Annotated in this window: 24 protein-coding genes; 17 read left to right on the forward strand and 7 right to left on the reverse strand. The window is 70.4% G+C overall.

Going from position 1 to position 25,582, the window contains the following annotated elements; genetic code table 11:
* Position 1 precedes the first annotated feature (1 nt).
* Positions 2 to 508 (reverse strand): hypothetical protein, encoded by a 507-nt coding sequence (locus ACLF3G_RS00435; protein ID WP_430667338.1) that lies wholly within the window; start codon positions 506 to 508, stop codon positions 2 to 4.
* Positions 509 to 659: 151 nt separating this feature from the next.
* Between ACLF3G_RS00435 and ilvD the strand changes: the two genes are divergently transcribed.
* Both ilvD and ACLF3G_RS00445 read left to right on the forward strand, forming a co-directional pair.
* Complete coding sequence (ilvD, locus tag ACLF3G_RS00440; protein WP_430667339.1) at positions 660 to 2,378, forward strand: dihydroxy-acid dehydratase; 1,719 nt, start codon at positions 660 to 662, stop codon at positions 2,376 to 2,378.
* Positions 2,379 to 2,504: 126 nt separating this feature from the next.
* Entirely contained in the window at positions 2,505 to 2,822 is a 318-nt protein-coding gene (locus tag ACLF3G_RS00445; RefSeq protein ID WP_430667340.1) for a hypothetical protein, read from the forward strand.
* 3 nt (positions 2,823 to 2,825) lie between these two features.
* Here ACLF3G_RS00445 and ACLF3G_RS00450 read toward each other — a convergent pair whose 3' ends face one another.
* Both ACLF3G_RS00450 and ACLF3G_RS00455 read right to left on the reverse strand, forming a co-directional pair.
* Positions 2,826 to 3,599, reverse strand: coding sequence for an exodeoxyribonuclease III (locus ACLF3G_RS00450; protein WP_430668121.1), 774 nt, complete (start codon positions 3,597 to 3,599; stop codon positions 2,826 to 2,828).
* A 49-nt stretch (positions 3,600 to 3,648) separates the two neighbouring features.
* Positions 3,649 to 3,996 (reverse strand): HesB/IscA family protein, encoded by a 348-nt coding sequence (locus tag ACLF3G_RS00455; protein WP_430667341.1) that lies wholly within the window; start codon positions 3,994 to 3,996, stop codon positions 3,649 to 3,651.
* A gap of 83 nt (positions 3,997 to 4,079) precedes the next feature.
* Here ACLF3G_RS00455 and ACLF3G_RS00460 point away from each other — a divergent pair, with 83 nt between their 5' ends.
* The 11 genes from ACLF3G_RS00460 to serS all read left to right on the forward strand — a co-directional run bounded on the left by ACLF3G_RS00460 (position 4,080) and on the right by serS (position 15,004).
* Positions 4,080 to 5,249 (forward strand): deoxyguanosinetriphosphate triphosphohydrolase, encoded by a 1,170-nt coding sequence (locus tag ACLF3G_RS00460; RefSeq protein WP_430667342.1) that lies wholly within the window; start codon positions 4,080 to 4,082, stop codon positions 5,247 to 5,249.
* Between the two features lie 33 nt (positions 5,250 to 5,282).
* Positions 5,283 to 7,058: an arginine--tRNA ligase gene (argS, locus tag ACLF3G_RS00465; RefSeq protein WP_430667343.1), complete on the forward strand. Its 1,776-nt coding sequence runs from the start codon at positions 5,283 to 5,285 to the stop codon at positions 7,056 to 7,058.
* A complete protein-coding gene (locus ACLF3G_RS00470; RefSeq protein ID WP_430667344.1) occupies positions 7,055 to 7,825 on the forward strand; it encodes an SPOR domain-containing protein in 771 nt (256 codons plus the stop codon). The genes argS and ACLF3G_RS00470 overlap by 4 nt, the downstream gene beginning before the upstream one ends.
* Position 7,826: 1 nt before the next feature.
* The gene (nagZ, locus tag ACLF3G_RS00475; protein ID WP_430667345.1) at positions 7,827 to 8,843 is read left to right on the forward strand and encodes a beta-N-acetylhexosaminidase; all 1,017 of its coding nucleotides are present in this window, start codon (positions 7,827 to 7,829) and stop codon (positions 8,841 to 8,843) included.
* The gene (locus ACLF3G_RS00480; protein ID WP_430667346.1) at positions 8,840 to 9,538 is read left to right on the forward strand and encodes a site-2 protease family protein; all 699 of its coding nucleotides are present in this window, start codon (positions 8,840 to 8,842) and stop codon (positions 9,536 to 9,538) included. Before nagZ ends, ACLF3G_RS00480 begins: the two co-directional genes overlap by 4 nt.
* Positions 9,535 to 10,305 carry a segregation and condensation protein A gene (locus tag ACLF3G_RS00485; protein WP_430667347.1) on the forward strand — a complete coding sequence of 257 codons (771 nt, stop codon included), beginning with the start codon at positions 9,535 to 9,537 and terminating at the stop codon, positions 10,303 to 10,305. The genes ACLF3G_RS00480 and ACLF3G_RS00485 overlap by 4 nt, the downstream gene beginning before the upstream one ends.
* A complete protein-coding gene (gene scpB / locus ACLF3G_RS00490) occupies positions 10,289 to 10,912 on the forward strand; it encodes an SMC-Scp complex subunit ScpB (RefSeq protein WP_430667348.1) in 624 nt (207 codons plus the stop codon). The genes ACLF3G_RS00485 and scpB overlap by 17 nt, the downstream gene beginning before the upstream one ends.
* A gap of 148 nt (positions 10,913 to 11,060) precedes the next feature.
* Positions 11,061 to 12,128, forward strand: coding sequence for an ABC transporter ATP-binding protein (locus tag ACLF3G_RS00495; RefSeq protein WP_430667349.1), 1,068 nt, complete (start codon positions 11,061 to 11,063; stop codon positions 12,126 to 12,128).
* Positions 12,129 to 12,231: 103 nt separating this feature from the next.
* On the forward strand, positions 12,232 to 12,834 hold the full coding sequence (gene tatB, locus ACLF3G_RS00500; RefSeq protein WP_430667350.1) for a Sec-independent protein translocase protein TatB: 603 nt from the start codon (positions 12,232 to 12,234) through the stop codon (positions 12,832 to 12,834).
* An 18-nt stretch (positions 12,835 to 12,852) separates the two neighbouring features.
* Positions 12,853 to 13,644, forward strand: coding sequence for a twin-arginine translocase subunit TatC (tatC, locus tag ACLF3G_RS00505; RefSeq protein WP_430667351.1), 792 nt, complete (start codon positions 12,853 to 12,855; stop codon positions 13,642 to 13,644).
* 82 nt (positions 13,645 to 13,726) lie between these two features.
* Positions 13,727 to 15,004, forward strand: coding sequence for a serine--tRNA ligase (gene serS, locus ACLF3G_RS00510; RefSeq protein WP_430667352.1), 1,278 nt, complete (start codon positions 13,727 to 13,729; stop codon positions 15,002 to 15,004).
* Here the strand turns inward: serS and ACLF3G_RS00515 are convergent.
* Together ACLF3G_RS00515 and ACLF3G_RS00520 are read right to left on the reverse strand one after the other, a co-directional pair.
* Positions 14,994 to 17,099 (reverse strand): hypothetical protein, encoded by a 2,106-nt coding sequence (locus ACLF3G_RS00515; RefSeq protein ID WP_430667353.1) that lies wholly within the window; start codon positions 17,097 to 17,099, stop codon positions 14,994 to 14,996. The two genes, serS and ACLF3G_RS00515, sit on opposite strands and share 11 nt — an antisense overlap.
* Before the next feature lie 196 nt (positions 17,100 to 17,295).
* Complete coding sequence (locus tag ACLF3G_RS00520) at positions 17,296 to 18,162, reverse strand: ATP-binding protein (RefSeq protein WP_430667354.1); 867 nt, start codon at positions 18,160 to 18,162, stop codon at positions 17,296 to 17,298.
* A 105-nt stretch (positions 18,163 to 18,267) separates the two neighbouring features.
* Here ACLF3G_RS00520 and yajC point away from each other — a divergent pair, with 105 nt between their 5' ends.
* Positions 18,268 to 18,624, forward strand: coding sequence for a preprotein translocase subunit YajC (gene yajC, locus ACLF3G_RS00525; protein ID WP_430667355.1), 357 nt, complete (start codon positions 18,268 to 18,270; stop codon positions 18,622 to 18,624).
* A 147-nt stretch (positions 18,625 to 18,771) separates the two neighbouring features.
* Here yajC and ACLF3G_RS00530 read toward each other — a convergent pair whose 3' ends face one another.
* A complete protein-coding gene (locus tag ACLF3G_RS00530; protein ID WP_430667356.1) occupies positions 18,772 to 19,410 on the reverse strand; it encodes a superoxide dismutase in 639 nt (212 codons plus the stop codon).
* Positions 19,411 to 19,535: 125 nt separating this feature from the next.
* Between ACLF3G_RS00530 and ACLF3G_RS00535 the strand changes: the two genes are divergently transcribed.
* Together ACLF3G_RS00535 and ACLF3G_RS00540 are read left to right on the forward strand one after the other, a co-directional pair.
* Entirely contained in the window at positions 19,536 to 20,357 is an 822-nt protein-coding gene (locus ACLF3G_RS00535) for a squalene/phytoene synthase family protein (RefSeq protein ID WP_430667357.1), read from the forward strand.
* 165 nt (positions 20,358 to 20,522) lie between these two features.
* Entirely contained in the window at positions 20,523 to 21,356 is an 834-nt protein-coding gene (locus tag ACLF3G_RS00540) for a hypothetical protein (RefSeq protein ID WP_430667358.1), read from the forward strand.
* A 6-nt stretch (positions 21,357 to 21,362) separates the two neighbouring features.
* Here the strand turns inward: ACLF3G_RS00540 and uvrA are convergent, their stop codons facing one another.
* Positions 21,363 to 24,239 (reverse strand): excinuclease ABC subunit UvrA, encoded by a 2,877-nt coding sequence (uvrA, locus tag ACLF3G_RS00545; RefSeq protein ID WP_430667359.1) that lies wholly within the window; start codon positions 24,237 to 24,239, stop codon positions 21,363 to 21,365.
* 193 nt (positions 24,240 to 24,432) lie between these two features.
* Between uvrA and ssb the strand changes: the two genes are divergently transcribed.
* On the forward strand, positions 24,433 to 24,969 hold the full coding sequence (gene ssb, locus ACLF3G_RS00550; protein WP_430667360.1) for a single-stranded DNA-binding protein: 537 nt from the start codon (positions 24,433 to 24,435) through the stop codon (positions 24,967 to 24,969).
* Positions 24,970 to 25,582: the final 613 nt, after the last annotated feature.

The following is a 25,582-nucleotide window of genomic DNA, read 5'->3' on the forward strand; positions in this document are numbered from 1 at the left end:
TTCAGCGCCGAAGCTGCTCCAGGAAGCGCTGGTTCTGCTGGTCGAACTGGTTCTGCTGCTGGCGCATCCGGTCCTGGTGCTGCTGGAACTGGTTCTGCTGCTGGCGCATCCGGGCCTGATGGTCCTGGTTCATCTGCTGCGTCGAGTAGCCTTGGCCGCCGCCCTGGACCGGGGCGCCCTGCGGGTAGGCCACGCCACCCAGCATGCCGGCCCGCTGCTGCTGCTGGTAGGCACCGAAGACCTGCTGCGCACCTTCCTGGTAGGCTCGGCAGGCCTGGGCGCTGCCCTGCCGGCAGGCGTGCTCCGCCTGGCTGAGCTGAGCCTCCCGCCGCTGGATCGCCTGGGCCGCGTTGCAGGACGCGCCGTTGCCGGACTGGCACTCCTGGACCGCAGCCTGGAACATGGCCTGCAACGGTCCGGCCAGCCGGGGGTCGAGGTGGTCGGCTGCCGCCGGCAGGGCGAGGGCGGAAAGCAGCGCTGCGAGTCGGAGAGGGCTGGGGCGAACCATAATCTAAGATCCTTCGCTCATTCCGGAACCGCGATCATGGCGAGGGCGCAACCGCCGCCCGAATCACGTATCCGGCAGCCACGCCGGCCCTGGCCGAGCGGCCGGGCTTGTGGCACCCCAGGGGCCGACACGCCGCTGGGGAAAACGCGCCATGACCGAATGGGACAAGTCCAGGCTGCCGAGCCGCCACACGACCGTGGGGCCGGAAAGGGCGCCGCACCGCAGCTACTACTACGCCATGGGCCTGACGCAGGACGATATCGCCAAGCCCTTCGTCGGCGTCGCCACGTGCTGGAACGAGGCCGCGCCCTGCAACATCGCGCTGTCGCGCCAGGCGCAGTCGGTGAAAGTGGGAGTGAAGGAAGGCGGCGCGACGCCGCGGGAGTTCACCACCATCACGGTGACGGACGGCATCGCCATGGGCCACCAGTCCATGAAGTCCTCGCTCGCCTCGCGCGACGTCATCGCCGATTCGATCGAACTCACCATGCGCGGCCACTGCTATGATGGCCTGGTCGGCGTGGCGGGCTGCGACAAGTCGCTGCCGGGCGTGATGATGGCGATGGTGCGGCTGAACGTGCCGTCGGTGTTCATGTATGGCGGCTCGATCCGGCCCGGCCGGTTCCAGGGGCGCGACGTGACGGTGGTGGACGTGTTCGAGGCGGTTGGCAAGCACGCGGCCGGCAACATGTCCGACGCCGACCTGCTGGAGCTTGAACAGCACGCCTGCCCGGGGGCGGGCGCATGTGGCGGCCAGTTCACCGCCAACACCATGGCGTGCATTTCGGAAGTGCTGGGCCTGGCGCTGCCGGGTTCCGCCGGTGCGCCGGCGCCCGACGAATCGCGCGACTACTTCGCGGTGCAGTCCGGCCGCGCCGTGGTGGACCTGATCCGGAAGAACCTGCGGCCGCGCGACATCGTGACGCGGGATGCGCTGTTCAACGCGGCGGCCATCGTCGGCGCCACCGGCGGATCCACCAATGCGGCGCTGCACCTGCCGGCCATCGCGCATGAATGCGGCATCAAGTTCGACCTGCATGACGTGGCCGAGATCATGCGCGCCACGCCGCATATCGCCGACCTCAAGCCCGGCGGGCGCTACGTGGCGCAGGACGTGTTCCACATCGGCGGCGTGCCGGTGATCATCAAGGCGCTGCTGGAAGGCGGCTACCTGCGCGGCGACGCCATGACCGTCACCGGCAAGTCCCTGGCGGAGAACCACCGGGAGGTGATCTTCCCGAAGGACCAGGACGTGGTGCGCCCGACCAGCGACCCGATCAGCCCGATCGGCGGAGTCGTCTCCCTGAAGGGTTCGCTGGCGCCGGAAGGTGCCATCGTCAAGATCGCCGGCATGTCCAAGCTGCGCTTCGAGGGCACCGCGCTGTGCTTCGACTGCGAGGAGGATGCCTTCAAGGCGGTGGACATGCGCGCCTACAAGGCGGGCGACGTCATCATCATCCGCTACGAGGGCCCGAAGGGCGGCCCGGGAATGCGGGAGATGCTGTCCACCACCAGCGCCATCTACGGCCAGGGCATGGGCGACAAGGTGGCGCTGATCACCGATGGTCGGTTCAGCGGCGCAACGCGCGGCTTCTGCATCGGCCATGTCGGGCCGGAGGCCGCCGTGGGTGGGCCGCTGGCGCTGCTGAGGAACGGCGACCGCATCATCATCGACGCCGAGGCCGGGACCATCGACGTCGACCTGCCGGAAGCCGAGATGGAAGCCCGCCGCGCCGCCTGGACCCCGCGCAAGACGCAGTACACCTCCGGCGCCTTGTGGAAGTACGCGCAGACGGTGGGGCCGGCCTCGCAGGGCGCGGTGACGCATCCGGGCGCGGCCGAGGAGTCGCACGTCTACGCGGATCAATAAGGCGCGGCCGCCGCAAAGGCCTCGCCAGCGCCCCGATCGCGCCCGAACCGCGACATGAGGCTGGGGTTAAGTGAGCATGAAGCGGCAGGCACCCCCAACAAGGCCCGCCGCACGGGAGTTCCCGCCATGCGCCGCCTCCGCGCCCTTGTCCTGCTGCTGCCGGTGCTGCTGTTCGCACCCGGCTGCGTCATCGCCGGCGATATCACCCCGGTCGGCGGCTACGGGTATGGCTACGGCTATGCCCAGCCCTACTACGCCCCGCCGCCGCCGCGCTACTACGCGCCGCGCCCGGTCTATCGCCCGTACTACGCGCCGGCCCCCCGCTACTACGCGCCGCCACGCCACTACAGCCATCGCGGCTGGGGCGGGCACGACCGTGGCCGCGGCTATGACCGGGGTCGCGGCCATGATCGGGGCCATGGACGCGGCCGGGACTGGCGCTGAGCGTCAGTCCTCGATGTCGATGAGGAGGGGCGTGTGGTCGGAGGGCTGTTCCTCCGCCCTTGGGTCCACATCGACCGTCACCGCGGAAAGTCGCTCGGCGAGCTCCGCGCTGAGCAGGGCGTGGTCGATCCGCAGCCCGGCATTGCGCTCGAAGGCGGAGCCGTAGTCCCAGTAGGTGTAGATGCGCTCCGGCGCCGGGTGCAGGGCGCGCAGCGCGTCGGTCAGTCCAAGATGCTCCAGCGCCCGCCAGGCCGCCCGCGTCTCCGGCCGCACCAGCGCATCGGTCGGGGGCAGGGCACCCGGAGCAAGGTCATCCGCCGTGGGGCAGACGTTGAAGTCGCCGAGGATGGCGAGCGGGGTGAAGGCCGCCAGCCGCGACTCGGCCAGCCGGCGCAGGCGTTCCATCCAGGTCAGCTTGTACAGGAAGCCCTCGGCGCCGCCGGAATTGCCGTTGGGCAGGTAGATGCCGGCGGCGTGCATCCCAGCCGCTGCGACCTCGATATAGCGGGCCTGGTGGTCGGGGTCATCGCCGGGCAGCGCCTCGGCCACGATCTCGAACGGGATCCTTGAGAGGACCGCGACACCGTTGCGCCCACCATCCTGGCCGATGGCGTGGACCTGATAGCCGGACCCGGCAAATTCCTTGGCGGGGAAGTCCGCGGTCTTGCACTTCAGCTCCTGCAGGAACAGCAGGTCCGGCTGCTGCCGGGCCAGGAAGCGCAGGATGTGCGGCGCCCGCTTGCGGACGGAATTCACGTTGAAGCTGGCGAGGCGGATCATCCTGCCGAGTCTGCCCGGCGCAGGCGCGCTTGGCTACCCGGCTCGCTCAGGCGACGCTGAAGCTGGTGCCGCAGCCGCAGGCGCTGACGGCCTGGGGGTTCTTCACCGCGAAATGGGCGCCGATCAGCGCCTCCGTCCAATCCAGCTCCGCGCCGGCCAGGTATTCCAGGCTGACCGGGTCGACGAAGACGCGGCCGGGGCCGTCCTGCACCACCAGGTCGTCGGGCGCCGGCGCGTCCTCCAGGTCGAAGCGGTACTGGAAGCCGGAACAGCCGCCGGCATCGACCGCCAGGCGCAGGCCGGCTGTGGGGCGGCCCTGGCGCGTGGCGATATCGGCCACCTGCGCCGCGGCGCGCGGGGTGACGCGGAACGGGGTGAGGGGTTCGGTCTGCATGCGGGCGGGTGCTCCTTGCATCGGAACATAGGACGGAAGCGGCAGACCTTCCAGGGCGGTCGGGCGGGTGCTAGGCCAGCGCGATGGATCCGAAGCGGCTTCCGGACGGGCTCGTACCCTGGGCGGTCCGGGCCTCCCACTCGCGCGGACGGCTGCACGCCGAGCCGGGGGGAGGCGCGCGCTCGCCCTTCCAGCGCGACCGCGACCGCATCATCCACTGCACCTCCTTCCGGCGGCTGCAATACAAGACGCAGGTCTTCGTCTACCACGAGGGCGACCATTTCCGGACACGCCTGACCCACAGCCTGGAAGTCGCGCAGATCGCGCGTTCCATCGCCCGCGAACTGGCGCTGGAGGAAGACCTGGCGGAGGCGCTGGCGCTGGCGCACGACCTCGGCCACCCGCCCTTCGGCCATGGCGGGGAGGATGCGCTGGATTCGATGATGAAGCCGCATGGCGGCTTCGACCACAACGCGCAGTCGCTGAAGGCGGTCACCCGCCTGGAAACCCGCTACGCCGGTTTCGACGGCCTGAACCTGACCTGGGAGACGCTGGAGGGCCTGGCCAAGCACAACGGCCCGCTGCGCCGCCCATCCCCCTACATCGCCGAATACGACAGCCTGCACCCGCTGGAGCTGACCAGCCACGCCAGCGCGGAGGCGCAGGTGGCGGCGCTGGCCGACGACATCGCCTACAACAACCATGACCTGGACGACGGCATCCGCGCCGGCCTGTTCACGCTGGAGGAAGCCGCCAGCCTGCCCCTGGTGCGGGAAGCTTTCGCCGAGGCGACGCGCGACAACGCCCACCTGCCGCCGGACCGTGCAACGGGGGAGGTGGTGCGGCGGGTCATCAACGCCATGGTCAACGACACGGTGGCCGAGACCCGCCGCCGCATCGCGGCCCTCGCACCGGGCAGCGCCGCCGACATCCGCGCGCATGACCGGCCGGTGGTGGCGTTCTCGGAGGCGATGATGGAGGCGAACAACCAGCTCCGCGCCTTCCTGTTCCAGCGCATGTACCGCCACTGGCGCGTCAACCGCACGACCCAGAAATGCAAGCGGGCGCTGCAATTGCTGTTCACCCTGCTGCACGGCGAGCCGCGCCAGTTGCCGCCCGGATGGCATGCCAAGGCCGGGGAGCCCGGCAGCCAGGCGGCGGCCCAGGCGGTCTGCGACTACCTGGCCGGGATGACCGACCGTTTCGCGCTGGAGGAGCATCGGCGCCTGACCGATCCCTCCATTCCGGGCTAAGACCCCCTTTATTCGATTCCGGATCAGCTTTTCATGACACCGACAGCCGACCTATTCGCCACGATGCGCGCCCATGTGGTGGATGCGCTGCGCCAGATCCTGCCTGAATTGCCGGCGGTAGCCTTCACGCGCGTGCTGGTGGAGCCGCCGAAGGACGCGGCGCATGGCGACATGTCGACCAACGGCGCGATGGTGGTGGCCAAGCTGGCGAAGATGCCGCCGCCGAAGCTTGCCGGCTTGCTGTGCGAGCGGCTGGCCGCGCTGCCGATGCTGGTGGAGGCGACGCCCGCCGGGCCGGGCTTCGTGAACCTGCGGCTTGAACAGGGCTTTGTGCGCGGCGTGGTGCCGGCGGTGCTGGCGGCCGGGCCGGCCTATGGCGACGGGCCGGCGCGGGACGGCGGGCCGGTGAATGTCGAATACGTCTCGGCCAACCCGACCGGGCCGATGCATGTCGGGCATTGCCGTGGCGCCGTGGTGGGCGATGCGCTGGCGCTGCTGCTGCGCAAGGCCGGCTTCGACGTGACGCGGGAGTACTATGTCAACGACGCAGGCGCACAGGTGTTGGCGCTCGCCTATGCCACCTACTGGCGCTACCTCCAGGCGCTCGGCACGACGATGACCGAGGAGGACTACGCGCAATCCGTGCCTGGCGGGCTGCAATACAAGGGCGAGTACCTGGTGCCGGTCGGCATCGCGCTACGCCAGATCTTCAAGGAGACCCTGGCCGAGCCGGGCGCCATGCCGGCGGCCGCCACGCATTGGCTGGACACGGTGCGGGACTTCACCGTGGAAGCCATGATGTCCTCGATCCGGGAGGATCTGGCAGCCCTTGGCGTGCAGCACGACGTCTTCATCAGCGAGCGCAGCATCGTAGCCGAAGGCTGGCTGGAAAAGGCCGAGGCGACGCTGGCGGCGAAGGACCTGATCTACACCGGCGTGCTGGAGCCGCCGAAGGGCAAGACGCCGGATGACTGGGAGCCGCGGCCGCAGACCCTGTTCCGGGCAACCTCCTATGGCGACGACGTCGACCGCCCCCTGCGCAAATCCGATGGCTCCGGCACCTATTTCGCCAACGACGTGGCGAACCACCTGGCCAAGATCGAGCGTGGCTTCCCGCAACTGGTGCAGGTCTGGGGCGCCGACCATGGCGGCTACGTCAAGCGGATGCAGGCCGCCGTCGCGGCGCTGTCGGACCGCAAGGTCAGCCTCGACGTGGTGCTGACCCAGATCGTGCATGTGGTGAAGGATGGCGAGCCGGTCCGCATGTCGAAGCGCGCCGGCACCTATGTGACGCTGCGCGACCTGATCGATGAAGTGGGCAAGGATGCCGTCCGCTTCACCATGCTGACGCGCAAGGCGGATGCGCAGATGGAATTCGACCTGAACAAGGTCATCGAGCAGTCCCGGGAAAATCCGGTGTTCTACGTGCAGTACGCGCATGCCCGCTGCCGGTCGGTGCTGCGATCCGCCGGTGATCCGGATGTATCGGCGCTGGCGGAGGCGCCGCTCGATTCGCTGGTGGATGCCTCGGAGCTGGCGCTGATCCGCCGCATGGCGGCCTGGCCGCGCACGGTGGAAGCCGCTGCTGCGGCGCGGGAGCCGCATCGAATCGCGTTCTTTCTCCAAGACTTGGCCAGCGACTTTCATGTATTGTGGAACAGGGGACGCGACGATGCGACGTTGCGCTTCATCCGGGCGGAGGAGCCGGAGGCGACACGGGCGCGACTGGCGCTGGTGGCCGCGACTTCGGTGGTCCTGCGCTCTGGCCTCGCGGTGATGGGGGTCGAACCCGTCGAGGAGATGCGATGAGCGATGCGATGGTGCCATCCTACCGGGTGCAGCGGGATCGCCCGGGGGTTCCATGGATGATGCTGGCCGCGGCCGGGGGGCTGCTGGCCGTGGGGGGCGTGGCGGCCGGCGGCTGGTGGGCCTTCCAGAGCATGGGCGGCGGCGGCGTGCCGGTGGTGGAAGCCGACCCGCGCCCCTTCAAGGTGCGCCCGGACGATCCCGGCGGGCTGCGCGTGCCGAACCAGAATGCGCTGGTGCTGGAACGCCCCGGCAACCGGCAGGCCCAGGCGGCGCCGCGCGCCGATGGTCTGGTGCCGGAGGCCGAGGCGCCGAACCTGGCGCTGCTGCGCGCCGCCGTGGCGCCGCCTCCGGTGATCGCACCGCGCCCGATGCCCGTGCCGGAGCCGGATTCCGTGGTGGCGACCGAGGCGCCTGAGGAGGCGGCGACGCTGGCCTCCCTGCCGTTTCCGCCGCCGGCCGCGCCCGCACCGCCGACTTCGCCGTCTCCGGCTGCTGCTGCCGTGCCGGCGCCGGTGGCGAATGGGCGGGCGCTGGTGCAACTGGCCGCGGTGGGCAGCGAGGAGGCCGCGCGCGGCGAATGGGATCGGCTGACGCGGCGTGCGCCGGAGCTGTTCCAGGGCCGCAGCCCTGTGGTGCAGCGGGTGGAGCGCGAAAGCGGCTCGCCGCTGTTCCGCCTGCGCGCCAGCGGGTTCGCCGATGCGGATTCGGCCGCGCAGTTCTGCGAACAGGCCCGCGCCCGCAGCCTCGCCTGCATCCCGGTGCGCTGAGTTGACCCCGAGAGCTGCCATCGTCGGCATCGCCGGCACCACGCTGGCGGCGGAGGAGGTCGCGCTGTTCCGGCGCTGGCGCCCGGCCGGTGCCATCCTGTTCCGTCGCAATGTCGAGACGCCGGCGCAGGTCACGGCGCTCTGCGCGGCGCTGCGCGAGGAACTGGGCGCGGAGGCGCCGATCCTGGTGGACCAGGAAGGCGGGCGAGTCGCCCGGCTGCGGCCGCCACATTGGCCGGATTTTCCGCCGGCCGCGCTGTTCGAGGATGCTCCGGCCATGGCGGCGGAGGCGAATGCGACGCTGCTCGGGCTGGAATGCGCCCGCCTGGGGCTGGACGTGGTCTGCGCGCCGGTCCTGGATCTACGGCTGCCGGGCGCGCACCAGATCATCGGCGACCGTGCCTTCTCCGATCAGCCGGCGGAGGTCGCGCGGCTGGGCGCGGCCTGGGTGCGCGGGCTGCAACAGGCCGGGTGCATCCCGGTGGTGAAGCATATTCCCGGGCATGGCCGGGCGCAGGTCGACAGCCACGAATCGCTGCCCCGCGTCGCGGCGGACCGTGCCACGCTGGCGGCGGACCTGGCGCCGTTTCGGGCATTGGCGGCTCCGGATGGCGGGGTGGGTCTTTGGGCGATGACGGCGCACATCCTGTATGAGGCGCTGGATGCGGCGCTGCCGGCGACCCTGTCGGCCGGGACCATCCGCGACGTGATCCGCGGCGAGATCGGCTTCGACGGCGTGCTGGTCTCGGACGACCTGGCGATGGGGGCGATGGCGGGGCTCTCGAAGGAACTGCCGGCGGCGACCATCGCCGCGGGCTGCGACCTGGCGCTGCATTGCACCGGGGTGCTGGCGGAAACCGCTTCGCTGCTGGAAGCCTGCCCGGCGCTCGGCACGCGGGCGGCGCACCGGATGCAGGCGGCGCGCGATGCCATGCTGGCGGCCAGGAAGGCGCTGAACCCGGTGCTGCTGGCCGAGATCCGGGACCGCCTGCTGGCCACGAAGACGGCTTTCGCGTGATCGGCGAAATCGCGGCGATCGCGGTGGCGGCCATCCTGGCCATCACCCTGCATGAGGCGGCGCATGGCTTCGCGGCGCGCGCGCTGGGCGATGATACGGCCTGGCGGCTCGGCCGGGTCAGCCTGAACCCCCTGCGCCATGTGGACCCGGTGGGCACGCTGCTGGTGCCCGGCCTGTTGCTGGTGACGCAGTTGGCGACGTTGGGACGGGTGGAGGCGATGTTCGGCTGGGCCAAGCCAGTGCCGGTGGACATCTGGCGGCTGCGCGATCCGCGCTGGGGCATGGTGCTGGTGGCGGCGGCCGGGCCGGGCATCAACTTCGCCCTGGCCTTCGGCTTCGGCCTGTTCGCCCATGTGGTGACCGCGGCCGACGGCGTGCTGCCGCTGGTGGCGGCGGACTGGCTGCTGCGGATGGCGGCACTCAGCATGTTGTACAACGTGATCCTGGCCTGCTTCAATCTGCTGCCGATTCCCCCGCTGGATGGCGGCCGCATCCTGGTCGGCCTCCTGCCGGCCCCGGCGGCGCGGGCGGTGGCGGGCCTGGAGCGATTCGGGCTGCTGATCGTGCTGGGCCTTATCTTCCTGGTGCCCTATGCGATTCCCGGCTTCGATCCGCTCGGCATCCTGATGCGGGAGGTGGCGTTTCCGGTGCTGCGGGTAATCTTCACGCTGTCCGGCCATGGGGGCGCGGTATGACCGACCCGGTGCTGCATCTGCGGCTGGACGGGTATGAGGGCCCGCTCGACCTGCTGCTGGATCTGGCGCGGGCGCAGAAGCTGGACCTGGCTGGCATCTCCATCGTGGCGTTGGTCGATCAGTATCTGGCGGTAATCGACCAAGCGCGCGGCATGCGACTGGAATTGCAGGCCGATTGGCTGGTGATGGCCGCCTGGCTCGCCTGGCTGAAATCCCGCCTGCTGCTGCCCAAGGAAGAAGCCGGAGAAGATGAGGACCCGGAGGCGTTGGCCAGCCGCCTGACTGATCGGCTGGCGGAGCTGGAGGCGATGCGCGCCGGCGCCGCCTGGCTCGGCCGGCGCGACCAGTTTGGACGCGACGTGTTCGGCCGTGGCGCCCCCGAGAACCTGACGGTGGAGGACCGCTCCGGCCTGCGGGCGGATCTGGCGGCGCTGTGCCAGGCCTATGTGGCGGGGCGGCGCCGGTCCCTGGCGCTGCGGCCCTATCGGCCCAAGCCGCGGCGGCTGTGGTCGGTGCAGGAGGCCATCGCGCGGATGACGCGGGTGCTCGGCGACCTGCCGTCCTGGGCCGTGCTGCAACGATTCCTGCCGGACGGTGCGGAGCTGGATGCGGTGGAACGCCGCGCGGCACTGGCCAGCACGTTGATCGCAAGCCTGGAGATGGCGCGCGGCGGCGGGCTCGACCTGCGGCAGGACCGCGCCTTCGGGCCGATCCTGCTGCGTCGTGCCGAGAACGCGGAGAAGGCAGGCGATGTCAGAGCCGCCTGAGGACGGGCTGCCTGAGGCGGAGCCACCCGAGGATGTCCCACCGGTCAGCGCCGCGGCGATCCGGCTGGCGGAGGCGCTGGTCTTCGCCTCGGACCGCCCGGTGACGCCCGCCCGGCTGCAACCGTTGCTGGCGGAGGGCGAGCAGGCGGAGGCGGTGTTCCGCGAATTGTCCCGCGCGCTGGAGGGCCGCGGCGTGGTGCTGACCGAGGTCGGCGGCGGCTTCGTGCTGCGCACCGCGCCCGATCTCGCAGGCGCGTTGACCCGGGTGATCGAGGTGCCGCGCCGGCTGCCGCGTGCGGCGATGGAGGCGCTGGCGGTTATCGCCTGGCACCAGCCCTGCACCCGTGCCGAAATCGAGGAGATTCGTGGCGCCGGCCTGGCTCAGGCGACCCTCGAATCGCTGCTGGAACACGGCTTGGTGGCGCCTCGCGGGCACAAGGAGGTGCCGGGCCGGCCGACCCTGTGGGGCACCACGCCGCGCTTCCTGGAGCAGTTCGGCCTGAAGTCGCTGCGCGACCTGCCGCGGCGGGAGGAGCTGGTCAGCGGCGATGCCGCGCCGCTGTTCGGCACCCAGGATGCGCCGCCCCAGACGCCGGATGGCGACTGACGATGCGGATTCCGGTCCGCCCCTGCGACCCGCCGGCTTCCGGAGGGGTGAACGCCCGAACGGCCGCCGCCGCACGTGTGGCGTGCCAGGCGTCCGGATGGACGCGCCCGGCGCTTGAGGAGCGTCGGCTCGCCGACGCACGGCAAAATTGAGCATCCGGTTCGAGGGCGTCTCCCACCACTATCCCGAGCGCGGGGTGGTGCTGCGGGATCTGGACCTGGAGGTCGGGCCTGGGGAGATCCTGTGCCTGCTCGGCCCCTCCGGCTGCGGCAAGACCACGCTGCTGCGCCTCGCCTCGGGGCTGGAGCCGTTGCAGGCCGGGCGCATCACGCTGGACGGCCAGTTGATCGCGGAGCCGGGGCGGGAGACGCCGCCGGAAGCCCGCGGCGTCGGATTCGTGTTCCAGGACTACGCGCTGTTCCCGCATCTGACGGTGGCGGAGAACGTCGCCTTCGGGCTGCGCTTCGTGCCGCGCGGGCAGCGCAAGTGGCGGATCATGGATTCGCTGGCGCGGGTGGGGCTGGAGGCCTTCGCCGAATCCTGGCCGCACATGCTGTCCGGCGGCCAGCAGCAGCGCGTGGCGCTGGCGCGGGCGCTCGCGCCGCGGCCTGCCGTTTTGCTGCTGGACGAGGCTTTCGCCAGCCTGGATGCCAGGCTGCGCGAACAGGTGCGCGACGATACGCTGCACGTGTTGCAACAGGCCGGCATCGCCACCCTGATCGTGACGCATGATTCGGAGGAGGCGATGTTCATGGCCGACCGGATCGCGCTGATGAATGCTGGCCGGATCGAACAGCTCGGCGCACCGTCGGCGCTCTACCTCGCGCCACGCAGCCGCTTCGTCGCGACCTTCCTGGGCGAGGTGAACCGCATGCCGGCGCAGGTGCGGGAGGGCCAGGTGGAAACCCCGATCGGCGGCCTGAAGCTGCGCGAGACGGATGGCGTGCGGGAGGGTGAGGCGGCGGAGGTGCTGTTGCGCCCCGAAGGCCTGCGGGTGATGGCGCCGGAGGCCAGCAACGGCACGCTGGCGGAGGTCGAGGCCTGCCGGCTGCTCGGCGCCACCACGCTGGTGCACCTTGCGGTGGCGGACGGGCAGGGCGGCCTGCTGCACCTCCACGCCCGGCTGCCGCCCGGCGCCTGGCTCAGCCGCGGTGATCGCGTAGCCGTGGCGATGGACCCGGAACGGGCCTTCGTATTCCCGGCCGAGGCTCCCTAGATAGGGTTGGCGGATTGCGACTGGATTGGCGTTGGGCGGCGTTCCTGCTAACGGGTTCGCCCCGCCTGGCCTGCATGCCGCATGGCGTCGGGGATGAGGATTCATGCTGGGTCTCGACTGGACCGAACTCGCGCTGATCGCCGTTGTCGCTGTGGTCGTCATCGGCCCCAAGGACCTGCCCGATGCTGTCCGCAGCATCGCCAAGGGCATCCAGAAGCTTCGCCGCATGGCCGGCGAGTTCCAGGGCCAGGTGGACGAGGTGGTGCGCGAGGCGAAGCTGGAAGACGTGCGCAACCAGATCAACGATATCCGCAACTTCAACGTGCGTGACATCGTCGAGAAGGAGGTCGACCGCGACGGGTCACTGCGCAAGACCTTCTCCGAGGACCCGCTGCGCGAGGCGTTCGACACGCGCCCTCCGGTACACGGGGCGGAGGTGACCCCGCCGCCGGCCAGTGCGCCGGCCAGTGCGCCGGTCACTGAACCGGTCACCGATGCGCCGCGGGCCGAGGCGCCGCCCTTCGTCCCACCAGCCTTCATCCCGCCGGGTGCGACGCCACCGGTTATGGCCGAACCCCTGGCCGCGCCGATCGCGCCGCAGGCACAGCCGATCGCGCCGCCGGCACCGGAAGCCGCGCCGGCCTTCGTGCCACCCGCGGCCGAGGCGAAGCCACCCACCGGCACCCCCGCCGGCACCGCCACCTGACAGACGGATCCCCCCACAGTGCCGCGTGATCCGACCGACGAGATCGACGACAAGCCGATGCCGTTGATCGAGCACCTGATGGAGCTGCGCACGCGGCTCCTCTGGTCGCTCGGCGCCTTCATCATCGCCTTCGCGGTCTGCTACTACTTTTCCCGCCAGATCTACGGCTTCCTCGCCGCGCCGCTGGCGGACATCCTGCAGGCGCAGGGGATGGGCGAGCGCCGGATGATCTTCACGGCGCTGTACGAGGCGTTCTTCACCTACCTGAAGGTCGCCTTCTTCGGCGCCACCTTCTTCAGCTTCCCGATGTGGGCGACACAGCTTTGGCTGTTCATCGCGCCCGGGCTCTACAAAAGCGAGAAGAACGCGATCACGCCGTTCCTGGTCGCTTCGCCCTTCCTGTTCGTCATGGGCGCGGCGCTGGCCTACTACTTCATCTTCCCGATGGCCTGGAGCTTCTTCATCAGCTTCGAGACGCCGCAGGAAGCCGGCACCGTCGCGATCCAGCTGGAAGCCAAGGTCAGCGAGTACCTGTCCCTGGTCATGCACATGATCCTGGCCTTCGGCATCGCCTTCCAGTTGCCGGTGGCGCTGACGCTGATGGCCCGCGTCGGCATCGTGACGGTGGACGGGCTGCGGCGCGGCCGGCGCTATGCGATCGTCGGCATGTTCGTGGTCGCCGCCATCATCACGCCGCCGGACATCATCAGCCAGATCGGCTTGGCCGTGCCGATGATCCTGCTCTACGAGATCTCGATCCTGGCCGCAGTCTGGATGGGGCGGAAGAAGGACGCGGCGGCGAAGACCTGAGGGGCACGGCCCCCGGCGTCCTGATTGACGACCGCGCCCGGCTGCCCTAGCCGCAGGGCAGCAGTCTTTCAGGTCCAGTTCCATGCATGACATCAAGGTGGTGCGCGCCGATCCGGCGGCGTTCGATGCGGCGCTCGCGCGGCGGTCCCTGCCGCCGGTGGCGGCGGAGGCGCTGCGCCTCGACGATCTGCGCATCGAGGCGGTGCGGCTGACCCAGGCGGCGCAGACGACGCGCAACGAGTTGTCCCGCCAGATCGGCGCCGCCATGAAGGCCGGCGACACCGCGCTGGCGGAGCGGCTGAAATCGGAGGTGAAGGCCGCCATGGATGCCGCCGCCGCCGCGACGCCGGAGGCTCATGAGGCGGCGCGCGACGCCCTGCTGGCCAGCCTGCCCAACCTGCTGGCCGCCGATGTGCCGGACGGCGCAGACGAATCCGCCAACGTCGTGCTGCACACCCATGGCAGCCCCCGCAACTATCCCTTCACGCCGCGGCAGCATTTCGAGCTGGGCGAGGCGCTGGGCATGGATTTCAGCACCGCGGCGAAGCTGGCCGGCGCCCGCTTCACCGTGCTGCGCGGTCCGCTGGCACGGCTTGAACGCGCGCTCGGCCAGTGGATGCTGAACCTGCACACGGAGGAACACGGCTACACCGAATGCTCCGTGCCGCTGCTGGTGAACGACGCCTCCATGTACGGCACCGGGCAGTTGCCCAAGTTCAAGGAGGACCTGTTCGGCACCACGGATGGCCGCTGGCTGATCCCGACTGCCGAGGTGCCGCTGACCAACTTCGTGCGGGGCGAAATCCTGGCAGAGCCGGCCTTGCCGCTGCGCCTAGCCGCGTTGTCCCCCTGCTTCCGGTCGGAGGCGGGCTCCGCAGGGCGCGACACCCGCGGCATGCTGCGCCAGCACCAGTTCCCCAAGGTCGAGATGGTCTCCGTCACCCATCCGGACCAGTCCGAGGCGGAGCATGAGCGCATGACCGCCTGCGCCGAACGCGTGCTGACCGAGCTCGGCCTGACCTGGCGGCGCATCGTGCTGGCGTCCGGCGACACCGGCTTCGGCGCCGCCAAGACCTACGACCTGGAAGTCTGGCTGCCCGGCCAGCAGGCCTGGCGGGAGATTTCCTCCTGCTCCAACTGCCGCGACTTCCAGGCACGCCGGATGGAGGCGCGCTTCCGCCCAGCCGGTGCCAAGGGCACCGAGTTCCTTCACACGCTGAACGGCAGCGGCGTCGCGGTCGGCCGGGCGCTGATCGCGGTGCTGGAGACGCACCAGGCCGAGGATGGCTCCATCGCCATCCCTGAGGTGCTCCGCCCCTACATGGGTGGCGCGGAGGTGCTACGCCCGGCTACTGCCTGACCGTCCCCCCATCCGGCCCGGCACCCTCGCCTGAGCGGGCCGGGGCTTCGGCGCCGGTGCGGGAGGGCTGCATGTCCAGCACCTGACGCTCCCGCGCCAGGCTCACCGCCAGCTGCGCCAGTTCCTGGCGCTGCTGCGTCAGGCGGGCTTCCACCGTCGCGACCTCGGCGCCGAGCTCCTGGCGCCGGCGCTCCATGGCCGCAACCTCGCTGCGCAGGGCCTCCGCCTGGTTGCGCAGCCGGGCCTGTTCCTGCCGCGCGCCATCGGTGCCCTGGGTGATCTCCCGCAGCCGGGTCCCGGCGGCCTCGTTGGCGCGGTTGGCCTCGGCGAGGCGGGCCTCCGCCTGCGCCAGCTCGGCACGGCGGGATTGCAATTCACTGCCGGCGGCCTGGGCTTCGGCGCGCGCCTCTTGCAGGCGGCGTTCCTCCGCCGCGGTGCCGGTGCGGAGTTCGGCCAGACGGCGCTCGGCGGCGCCGACCTCGTTGCGCAGCTCGGCGCTGCGCGCTTCCAGGCTGCGCAGGGTCGCCGCGGCTTCCTCCCGCGCCGTGCTCAGCCGGTCCAGCTCGGCCTGCGCCTGCTCCACCTGGCCGCGGCGCTCGGCCAGCGTGGCCTCGGCCGTGGACAGCGCGTCGCGCAGGCTGGCGAGGCGCCGGTCCTGGTCGGTGACGCGGGTGTCCAGCTCCGCTGCCCGGGTTTCCAGGGTGCGGACCCGGGCGCTGGTGTCGCGCTCTGCCTGCGTCACCTGTCCCAGCCGCTGCTCGGCCTCGGCCAGGGCGGCGCGGCGGTCGGTCAGGTTGCGCTCGGCTTCCTCCAGCGTGGACCGCAGGTTGGTCAGGCGGCGGTCGGTCTCGCCGGTCACCTGCTGGCGTTCCGCCAGCGCCTGCTGCGCCTGGGCGATGCCGCCGCGCAGGGCTTCCAGCCGCTGCGCTTCGGTCGTCGCCTGTTCACGCAGTTGCGCCAGCCGACGATCCTCGCCGCCCGCGGACTCCCGCACCCCGGCCAGCCGACGTTCCGCTTCCGTCGCCTGCTCGCGAAGGCCGGCGAGGCGCCGGTCTTCCGCCTGGGCCTGCTCGCGCAGGTCAGCCAGCCGCCGTTCGGCCTCGCCCACCTGCTCGCGCAGCCCGGTGAGGCGCTGGTCGGCGCTCTGGCCCTGTTCCCGCACGCCGCCGAGGCGGCGTTCGGCCTCCGCCAACTGGGTCCGCAGGCCGCGAAGGCGCTGGTCCTCCGCCTGTGCCTGCTGCGTCAGCCCGCCGAGGCGGCGCTCCGTCTCGGTCACCTGGCTGCGTAGCCCGGCCAGGCGCTGGTCTTCCGCCTGGGCCTGGTTGCGCAGCGTGTTGAGGCGGCCTTCTGTTTCGCCGACCTGCCCGCGCAGGCCGGTGAGGCGCTGGTCCGCGGCCTGCCCACCCTGGCGCAACTCCGCGAGGCGCCGCTCTTCATTCGCCGCCTGCTCCCGCAGCCCGGCGAGACGTCGTTCGGATTGCGCGGCCTGGTCCTGCAGGGCGGCAAGCTGCCGTTCCTCGGCGCCGCGGCGTTCACCAAGCGAGGCGAGGCGGCCATCCTGGGCGGTGGCCTGGTCGCGCAACTGCGCCAGCCGGCGCTCCGCCGCCTGGGCGTCGTTGCGCAGCCCCGCGAGACGTGCCTCGGCCTCGGTGAGCGAGGCCTGGGCCTGGCTGGTGGATTGCTGCAGGTCGCCGGAGCGGCCCTGAAGGCTGGCAAGCTGGCCTTCCTCCTGCGCGATCTGGGCGCGCAGGCGGCGGGCCTCCTGGTCGGCACTGGCGCGCGCCCGCTGGGCGCTGCTCAGCGCGCCATTCGCCTGTCGCAGGCGCTGTTCCAGGCTGGCGAGGTCGCCGGCCGCGGCGCGTTCCTGCGCCAGGGCGGCTTCGAGCTGGGAGACCCGCTGCCGCAGCGTGGTGCCAGTCGCCTCCGCGCTGGCCAACGCGCGCTGGTTCGCCGTGATGTCCGCGTTGCGCTGCACCGTGTAGCCACAGCCAGCCAGCGGGGCCAGGACCAGCGGTGCGATGACCAGCGTGGACGGCCTGCGCCAATTCGAGATGGGCCAGCGCGAGTTGGATGGCATGAAGAACCCCGTTGCCATGATCGGCCGCCTTGCCGCGGCACGCGCCCCCCTGGCGCGCCGGGATGGCACTCCGTCCGCCGGACAACGTCAACCTTCGCGCGGGGCGCAACGCGCCGCCCGCAATCACGTTACAGATGGGCGGCGGGCCGTCTGCGCAGAGATCGTTTGGGACAGAACTTAAGCGTAACGAAGCTGCGTCCGGATCATGCGGCGGTCAGGCGTTCGTCCTGACGCCGAGCCTGCCGGCCATGTCCTGGACGAACTGCCAGGCGACGCGGCCGGAGCGTGCGCCGCGAGTCACGCTCCATTCGACAGCCGCGCGGCGGAGATCGTCCTGGCTGACCGGCAGGCCGAAGCTGCCGGCGTAGCCCTCGACCATGGCGAAGAAGGTGTCCTGGTCGCAGTTGTGGAAACCGATCCAGAGGCCGAAGCGGTCCGACAGGGAGACCTTCTCCTCCGTCGCCTCGGAGGGGTTGATGGCGGTGCTGCGCTCGTTTTCGATCATGTCGCGCGGCATCAGGTGGCGGCGGTTGCTGGTGGCGTAGAACAGAACGTTGGCGGGCCGACCCTCGATGCCGCCGTCGAGCACGGATTTCAACGCCTTGTAGTCGGCGTCCTCACGTTCGAAGGACAAGTCGTCGCAGAACACCAGGCAGCGGCGGGACCCGACGCGGAGCACGTTCAGCAGGTCGGGCAGGGTGCGGACATCCTCGCGCTGGATCTCCACCAGCGCGATGGCACCGGGAATTTCGGCATTGGCGGCGGCGTGGGCGGCCTTGACCAGGCTGGATTTGCCCATGCCGCGGGCGCCCCACAGCATGGCGTTGTTGGCTGGCAGGCCGCGGGCGAAGCGCAGGGTGTTCTCCAGGATCAGCGCCTTCTGGCGCTCCACGCCCTGCAGCAGCGTGATGCCCACGGCGGCGACGCGCGGCACCGGGTCCAGCCGGGCGGGCGGGCCGGGGTGCCAGACGAAGGCGTCGGCGGCGCCAAGATCTGGCGCGGCGGGGGCAGGGGGTGCCAGGCGTTCCAGCGCCTCCGCGATGCGGGCGAGCGTTGGCAGCAGCGGATGGCTATCGGACAAGGTGCGGGGACCCGGATGATGTATTGACGGAAAGGTCGCGGAAGCTAGGTTGCGGGCCGATGCCCCGCAACCCCGGGGCGCCCCTCCCTTTCTGGACGCCGCCCCATGTTCATCTCCCCCGCCTATGCCCAGGACGCCGCCGGTGGCACCGCCGCCGTGGTGATGCAGCTTCTGCCGCTGATCCTGATCTTCGCCGTCTTCTACTTCCTGCTGATCCGCCCGCAGCAGAAGAAGATGAAGGAACATCGCACCATGCTGTCGGCACTGAAGCGCAACGACAAGATCATCACGGCCGGCGGCCTGGTGGGTACCGTGACGAAGGTGCGGGACGACAGCGACGAGGTCGAGGTGGAGATCGCTCCGAATGTGCGGGTGACGGTGGTGCGCGGCACCATCGGCAGCGTCATCAAGCCGCCGGCGCCGGCGAATGACGCCAAGGCGACGGACGTGGCGAAGAGCTGATCCGCCGCCGTCGACACGCGAAAGGCGCCGGGGTTTCCCCCGGCGCCTTTCTGATTCAGGCGGCCCGGTAACGGGCCGAACGGCCGCCGCGACCTTTGCCGCGAAGCCAAGCGCGCGGAGCGCGCGCCCGGCTCCTGAGGGCAGGATCTACGCGCTCTGCCCGGTGGTCAGGCCACCCTTGTCCATGAGGCCGGCGACAACCTCCCAATCGACCAGCTTGTTCAGGAAGTTGTCGAGATAGTTCGGGCGGACGTTGCGGAAATCCAGGTAGTAGGCGTGTTCCCACACGTCGCAGCCGAGGATTGGCGTGCCTTCGCCGGTCGAGATCGGGTTGGCGCCGTTCGGGGTCTTCGTCACCTTCAGCTTGCCGTCGCTGCCGATGATCAGCCACGCCCAGCCGCTGCCGAACTGCGTCACGCCGGCCTGCTTGAAGGCGTCCTTGAAGGCCTGCAGGCCACCGAGGTCGCTGTCGATCTTGGCCGCCAGCGCGCCCGGCAGCTTGTCGCCGCCGCCCTTGGGCGACATCACCTGCCAGAACAGCGCGTGGTTCCAGTGCTGCCCGGCCTGGTTCAGAACCGGCAGGCCATCGGCACCGGCCTTGCCCGCCTCGGCCACGATGGTCTCCAGCGACTTGCCGGCGAGGCCCTTGGACTCGATCAGCCCATTCAGCGCCGTGACATAGGCGTTATGGTGCTTGCCGTGATGGAGCTCCAGCGTTTCCTGGCACATGCCCTGGGCGGCGAGGGCGGAGGTGTCGTAGGGCAGCGGCGGCAGGGTGAAGGGCATGGGGTCTCTCCCGTTGGGCTTCGTGTCGCCGGGGGGAGCCCTGCGACCGTCGCCTGACCTAGGCGTGGCCTGGTGGAGCGTCAACCGCACTTGCGGCCAGCCCCCGCGACCGTCATCTGGCCGCCATGGCCACCCCCCCCTCACTTTCGCCGATCGGCGACCTCGCGCGCCGGCACGACCCGGACCGCTACCTCGCCGCCCTGTTCGCACCGGCGGAGCGGCGCGAGGCGCTGTTCGCGCTGATCGGCTTCAACCACGAACTGGCCCGGGCGCGGGAGGCGACGACGACGCAGATCGCCGCCCTGATCCGTCTGCAATGGTGGCGCGACGCGGTGGCGGAGGCCGCGGCCGGCCAGCCGGCGCGACGGCACGAGGTGGCCGCGCCGTTGCACGAGGCGATCAGGTCCGGGGTGCTGGACGCCGGAGACCTGGCGGCGCTGATCGATGCGCGGGAAGCCGAGGCGGAGCCGGAGGGGATCCCGACGCGGGAGGCTTTCGGCGCGTGGCTGCGCGCCGGGGCCGGCGGCTTCGCCGTGGCGGCGGGACGCCTGCTCGGTGTGCCGGATGCCGTGCTGCCGGCCCTGCAACGGCGCGGGGCCCTCATCGGGCTGGCCGGAGTGCTGCGCAGCGTGCCCGCCCATGCCGCGCAGGGCCGCTGCCTGCTGCCGCTGGATGCGCTGGCTGAGGTCGGGCTGAGCGCCGAGGGTGTGGTGACGCAGCCATCCGTGGCGGAACCGCTGCGGCGTGCCATGGCGGAAGAAGGCGGCGCGATGCTGGTGCGCGAACGCCAGGCAGCGCTGCCCCGGCAGGCGCTGGCCGCCGTGCTGCCCACGCTGCTGGCCGCGCGTGATTTCCAGCGGATGGCTGCGGGGAGGGAGGTGCCCGCGACGCGCAGACTGGGGGATCGGCTGGCTGTCGCGTGGGCGGGGTTTCGCGGCACCGCCTGAGCGTGGCAATCTGCTCACCGGACCACCGATCCGGTCCGGGAGGAGTTGCCCCATGCCCACCCGCTGCCGCCTGCCGTCCCTGTCCGCGACCCTGTTTCCACGGAAGGGTCAGGCGTTGGATGCGGTGGCGCCCCATGTGGTCGCCGCCAGCGGCCGGTGCGGCTGATGTCGGACATGCTGCTGTACCAGACGGCGGATGCCGACCGCTTCTTCCCGATGATCTCGGCGACCATGCAGTGCAACCGCGCCTTCTGCCTGCGCCGCGGCGTCAGGATGGAGGTCTTCATCGGCATCCGGCGCGGCGTGCATCCCTGGCAGGCCACCTACAACCGGCTTGGAATGCTGGGAGACCTGCTGGCACGTGACTACAACGGTTGGCTGATCTACCTGGATGCCGATGCCTTCGTGCCCAACCCTCGATTCGAGATCCGCAAGTTCCTGAAGGAGCATGCGGACAGCGCGATGATCCACCCGGTGGGCGGTGGCAAGGGGCCTTGGGACGTCAACGCGGGGGTCTTCCTGTGGAACTTCGCGCGCCCCGAGACCCGGGAGGTGGCGCGCCGCTGGATCGCGGCGTTCGAGCAGGTGACCGACCAGCAACTGCGCAACGCGGCCGATCCGGTCTTCCTGATGAACGACCAGACCATGCTGCACGCGGTGCTGCGTGATGCGCCGGAACTGACAGCGGGCGTGGCCCTGGAGGCGCACGATGTCATCGGCTACCCGCATTCCCGCCTCATCAAGCAATTCGTGCCCAACGGGCAGCAGACGCTGGAGGAACGCACGGCGCGGATCGTGGAGGCGGTGGAGCAGGCGCGGCGGCGCAGTGGCGCGGCGGCGGCGCAGGGCGCCGACCAGGTGCGGCGGTCCGCGATGGCGCTGATCGACGCGCCGCAGGATGTGCTGGAGGCGCATCTGCCGCGGCACGAGGCGGCCGCGCTGGGCCAGGCGATGGCGCAGTTGCTGCGCCATCACCCCGTGTCGGACGGCTTCGCCTGACCGGGTTCAGGCGCGGCGGCGCTTCCTGACCACCAGCGGCTCCGCCACCGCCCCCTCCCGCGCCAGGATCGGGCCGAGGAAGCGGCCGGTGTGGCTTTCCGGCACGGCGGCCACCTGTTCCGGGGTGCCCTGCGCCACGATGCGGCCGCCGCCCTCGCCACCCTCGGGTCCTAGGTCGAGCACCCAGTCGGCGGTCTTGATGACTTCGAGGTTGTGCTCGATCACCACCACCGTGTTGCCGGTGGCGACCAGCGCGTGCAGTACTTCCAGCAGTTTCCGGACGTCCTCGAAGTGCAGGCCGGTGGTGGGTTCGTCCAGGATGTAGAGCGTTCGGCCAGTGGCGCGGCGCGACAGTTCCTTGGACAGCTTGATGCGCTGCGCCTCGCCGCCCGAGAGCGTCGTCGCCTGCTGGCCGAGATGGATGTAGCCCAGGCCGACGTCGCGCAGCACCACCAGCTTGTCCCGGATGGCGGGTACCGCGGAGAAGAAGTCGCAGCCCTCCTCCACCGTCATGTCGAGCACATCCGCGATCGACTTGCCGCGGAACTTCACTTCCAGCGTCTCGCGGTTGTAGCGCTTGCCCTTGCAGGTGTCGCAGGTGACGTAGACGTCGGGCAGGAAGTGCATCTCGATCTTCAGCACGCCGTCGCCCTGGCAGGCCTCGCAGCGGCCGCCCTTGACGTTGAAGCTGAAGCGGCCGGGCGCGTAGCCCCGCGCGCGTGACTCCGGCAGTTCGGAGAACCAGTCGCGGATCGGCGCGAACAGGCCGGTATAGGTGGCAGGGTTGGAGCGCGGCGTGCGGCCAATAGGCGACTGGTCGATGTCGATGATCTTGTCGAGGTGTTCCAGCCCCTCGATCCGATCATGCGGCCCTGGCACCTGGCCGCTGCCCATCAGGCGGCGGGAGGCGGCCTTGAACAGCGTCTCGATCACCAGCGTGGATTTGCCGCCGCCGGAGACACCCGCGATGCAGGTGAAGGTGCCGAGCGGGAACTCCGCCGAGACATCCTTCAGATTGTTGCCGCGCGCGCCGACGACGCGGATCATGCGCTTCGGGTCAATCTTTCGCCGAACGTCCGGCATTGGGATGCGGCGCTTGCCGGACAGGTACTGGCCGGTGATGCTCTCGGGGTTCGCCTCGACCTCCGCCGGCGTGCCCTGGGCGATGATGCGGCCGCCGCCCTTGCCGGCAGCGGGGCCGATGTCGATCAGGTGGTCGGCGCTGCGGATCGCGTCCTCGTCGTGTTCGACCACCAGTACCGTGTTGCCGATGTCGCGCAGGCGGCGCAGCGTCTTCAGCAGGCGTTCGTTGTCGCGCTGGTGCAGGCCGATGCTGGGTTCGTCCAGCACGTACAGCACGCCGGTCAGGCCGCTGCCGATCTGCGACGCCAGCCGTATGCGCTGCGATTCACCGCCCGACAGCGTGGCGGAGGACCGGCCGAGGCTGAGGTAGTCCAGCCCGACATCGACCAGGAACTGCAGCCGTTCCTCGATCTCCCTCAGGATGCGGCGGGCGATTTCCTGGCGCTGCGGCGTCAGCGTCTCCATCACTCCCGCAAACCACTTCCGGGACTTGATGATGGACAGGTCGTTGACCATGCCGATGTGCTCGCCGGCGATCTTCACCGACAGCGATTCAGGCTTGAGGCGGTGGCCGTTGCAGACGGGGCAGGCGCGTGAGGCCTGGTAGCGGGACAGATCCTCGCGCACCCACGGATTGTCGGTTTCGCGGTAGCGGCGCTCGAGGTTGGGGATGACGCCCTCGAACGCCTTCTTCACATCGTAGGCGCGCAGGCCATCCTTGTACTTCAGCGTCACGATTTCGGCGCCGGTGCCATGCATCACCACATGCCGGAACGCCTTGGTCAGGTCGCCCCACTGGCTGGTCATCGAGACCTTGTAGTGCCGCGCCAGGCTTTCCAGCGTCTGGTCGTAATAGGGCGACTGCGCCCCGGCCCAGGGCTGCACCGCGCCGTCCTTCAGCGACTTGGTGTCGTCCGGCACCACAAGCTGCGGGTCGAAGAAGCTCTGTGTCCCGAGGCCGTCACAGGTCGGGCAGGCGCCCTGCGGGGAGTTGAAGGAGAACAGCCGCGGCTCGATCTCCTCGATGGTGAAGCCGCTGACCGGGCAGGCGAATTTCTGGCTGAAGACGGTGCGGCCCTCGCCATCGGCATTCTCGGCATAGGCAACGCCGTCGGCCAAAGCGAGCGCGGTCTCCAGGCTGTCGGCCAGGCGCGCCTCGATGCCCTCGCGGACCACGATGCGGTCCACCACCACCTCGATGTCGTGCTTCAGCTTCTTCGACAGATTCGGCACCTCGGCCACCTGGTAGAGCGTGCCGTTGACCTTCACCCGCTCAAATCCGCGGCGCTGGAACTCCAGGAAGTCCTTCTTGAACTCGCCCTTCTTGCCCTTGGCGACGGGCGCCAGCAGCAGCAGGCGCGTCCCCTCCGGCATCGCCATGATGCGATCGACCATCTGGGACACCGTTTGCGCCTCGATCGGCAGCCCTGTGGCCGGCGAATACGGCACGCCGACGCGGGCCCAGAGCAGGCGCATGTAGTCGTGGATTTCCGTCACCGTGCCGACGGTTGAGCGCGGGTTGTGGCTGGTGGTCTTCTGTTCGATGGAGATCGCCGGCGACAGGCCCTCGATGCTGTCCACATCGGGCTTCTGCATCAGTTGCAGGAACTGGCGGGCATAGGCCGAAAGGCTTTCGACGTAGCGGCGCTGGCCTTCTGCGTAGATCGTGTCGAAGGCGAGCGACGACTTGCCGGAGCCGGACAGGCCGGTGACGACCGTCAGCGTGTCCCGCGGGATGTCGATGTCGACATTCTTGAGATTATGCTCCCGCGCGCCGCGCACACGGATCTGGCCGGTCATGGATGTCCACCGATGGATAGGCGCACGGAGCCTCCCGGAGGGATGCCACGTTCGCATTGTGTTCTGGGGGTTTTGCCACCATATAGGTGGGGCGGGAAGAGGTTTTACGAGGCCTGTCGCGCGCAGCCCAGCCCTGTCTGGTCGGCGCGGCAGCGTCGGGCTAGTTTCCGCGGTTCAGATCGAGGGGCCGGCGATGGCAGGCGTGAACAAGGTGATCCTGGTTGGCCGTCTGGGTAAGGACCCGGAGGTGCGGAACTTCCAGAATGGCGGCCGGGTGGTCAACCTGCGCCTGGCGACGTCCGAGCGCTACAAGGACCGCGAAGGCAACCAGCAGGAGCGCACCGAGTGGCATTCGGTGGCCATCTTCAACGAGAAGTTGGGCGAAATCGCCGAGAAGTACCTGAAGAAGGGCTCCGAGGTGTATGTCGAAGGCCAGCTCGAGACCCGGAAGTGGCAGGACCAGTCAGGGCAGGACAAGTATTCGACCGAAATCGTGCTGCGCCAGTTCCGCGGCGAGATCGCACTGCTGGGCGGGCGCGGCGGCGGCGGGGCTGACCCGGGCGAGGGGGATACGGGCGGCAGTTACGGCGGCGGCGGGCGCTCCTCGGCTCCTGCGCGTTCTGGCGGCGGCGGTTGGGACAACAGCGGCGGCGGCGCCCGCGGGGGCGGCGGCGGCCGCAGCGCTCCGCCGAAGGGCGGCAGCGACCTGGACGACGATATTCCGTTCTAAGGACCGTTCGTCCGCGTCCGTCCGATCTTGGTGAGGCCGGTACGTGATGAGGGATCTGCCGGCGGCTCGCGGCCGCTCGAATTGCAGCAGGCTGTAGCGCAGCAGCCCAGTCCGGCCGTCCAGATCCAGCAAGGGGAGCCCAGCCTGCCCCCAGCCCTCGGCCGCCCCGCCCCGGCCGCTGGCCTGCAGCATCCGGCCGAGGAAGGCATAGGTCGGCAGGGTGTGGCGGGTGATGTCGCGCAGCGTCGCCAGGGCAAGCACGGCCCCGGCCGGCAGGCGCTGATAGCCGGCGGCGGAACGGGTCACGTCGCAGGTGCCGAACCGCTTCACCCGGTCGAACCACGAAGCGCGGGTCAGCCGCGTTATGGGCACCCAGGCCGAGGCAGGCACGAAATCCGACAGTTCCAACGCATCGCCCGGCCGCAGCACGCGCCGCACCTCCGCCAGGAAGGCGGCGCGGGCCAGTTGGCGCGGGTCGATGTTCAGGCTGACCAGGTTCAGCGGCTGCATCCGCTCCTCCAGGCAGGGGAGGGTGCCGCCCAAGCCGCAGCCGGCATCGAGCACGCGAATCCCCGGCGCGACTCCGGCCAGGGCGAGCAGTTCCAGGCTCAGC

The organism is Falsiroseomonas sp. HC035 (assembly GCF_050563525.1).
Lineage (GTDB): Bacteria > Pseudomonadota > Alphaproteobacteria > Acetobacterales > Acetobacteraceae > Falsiroseomonas.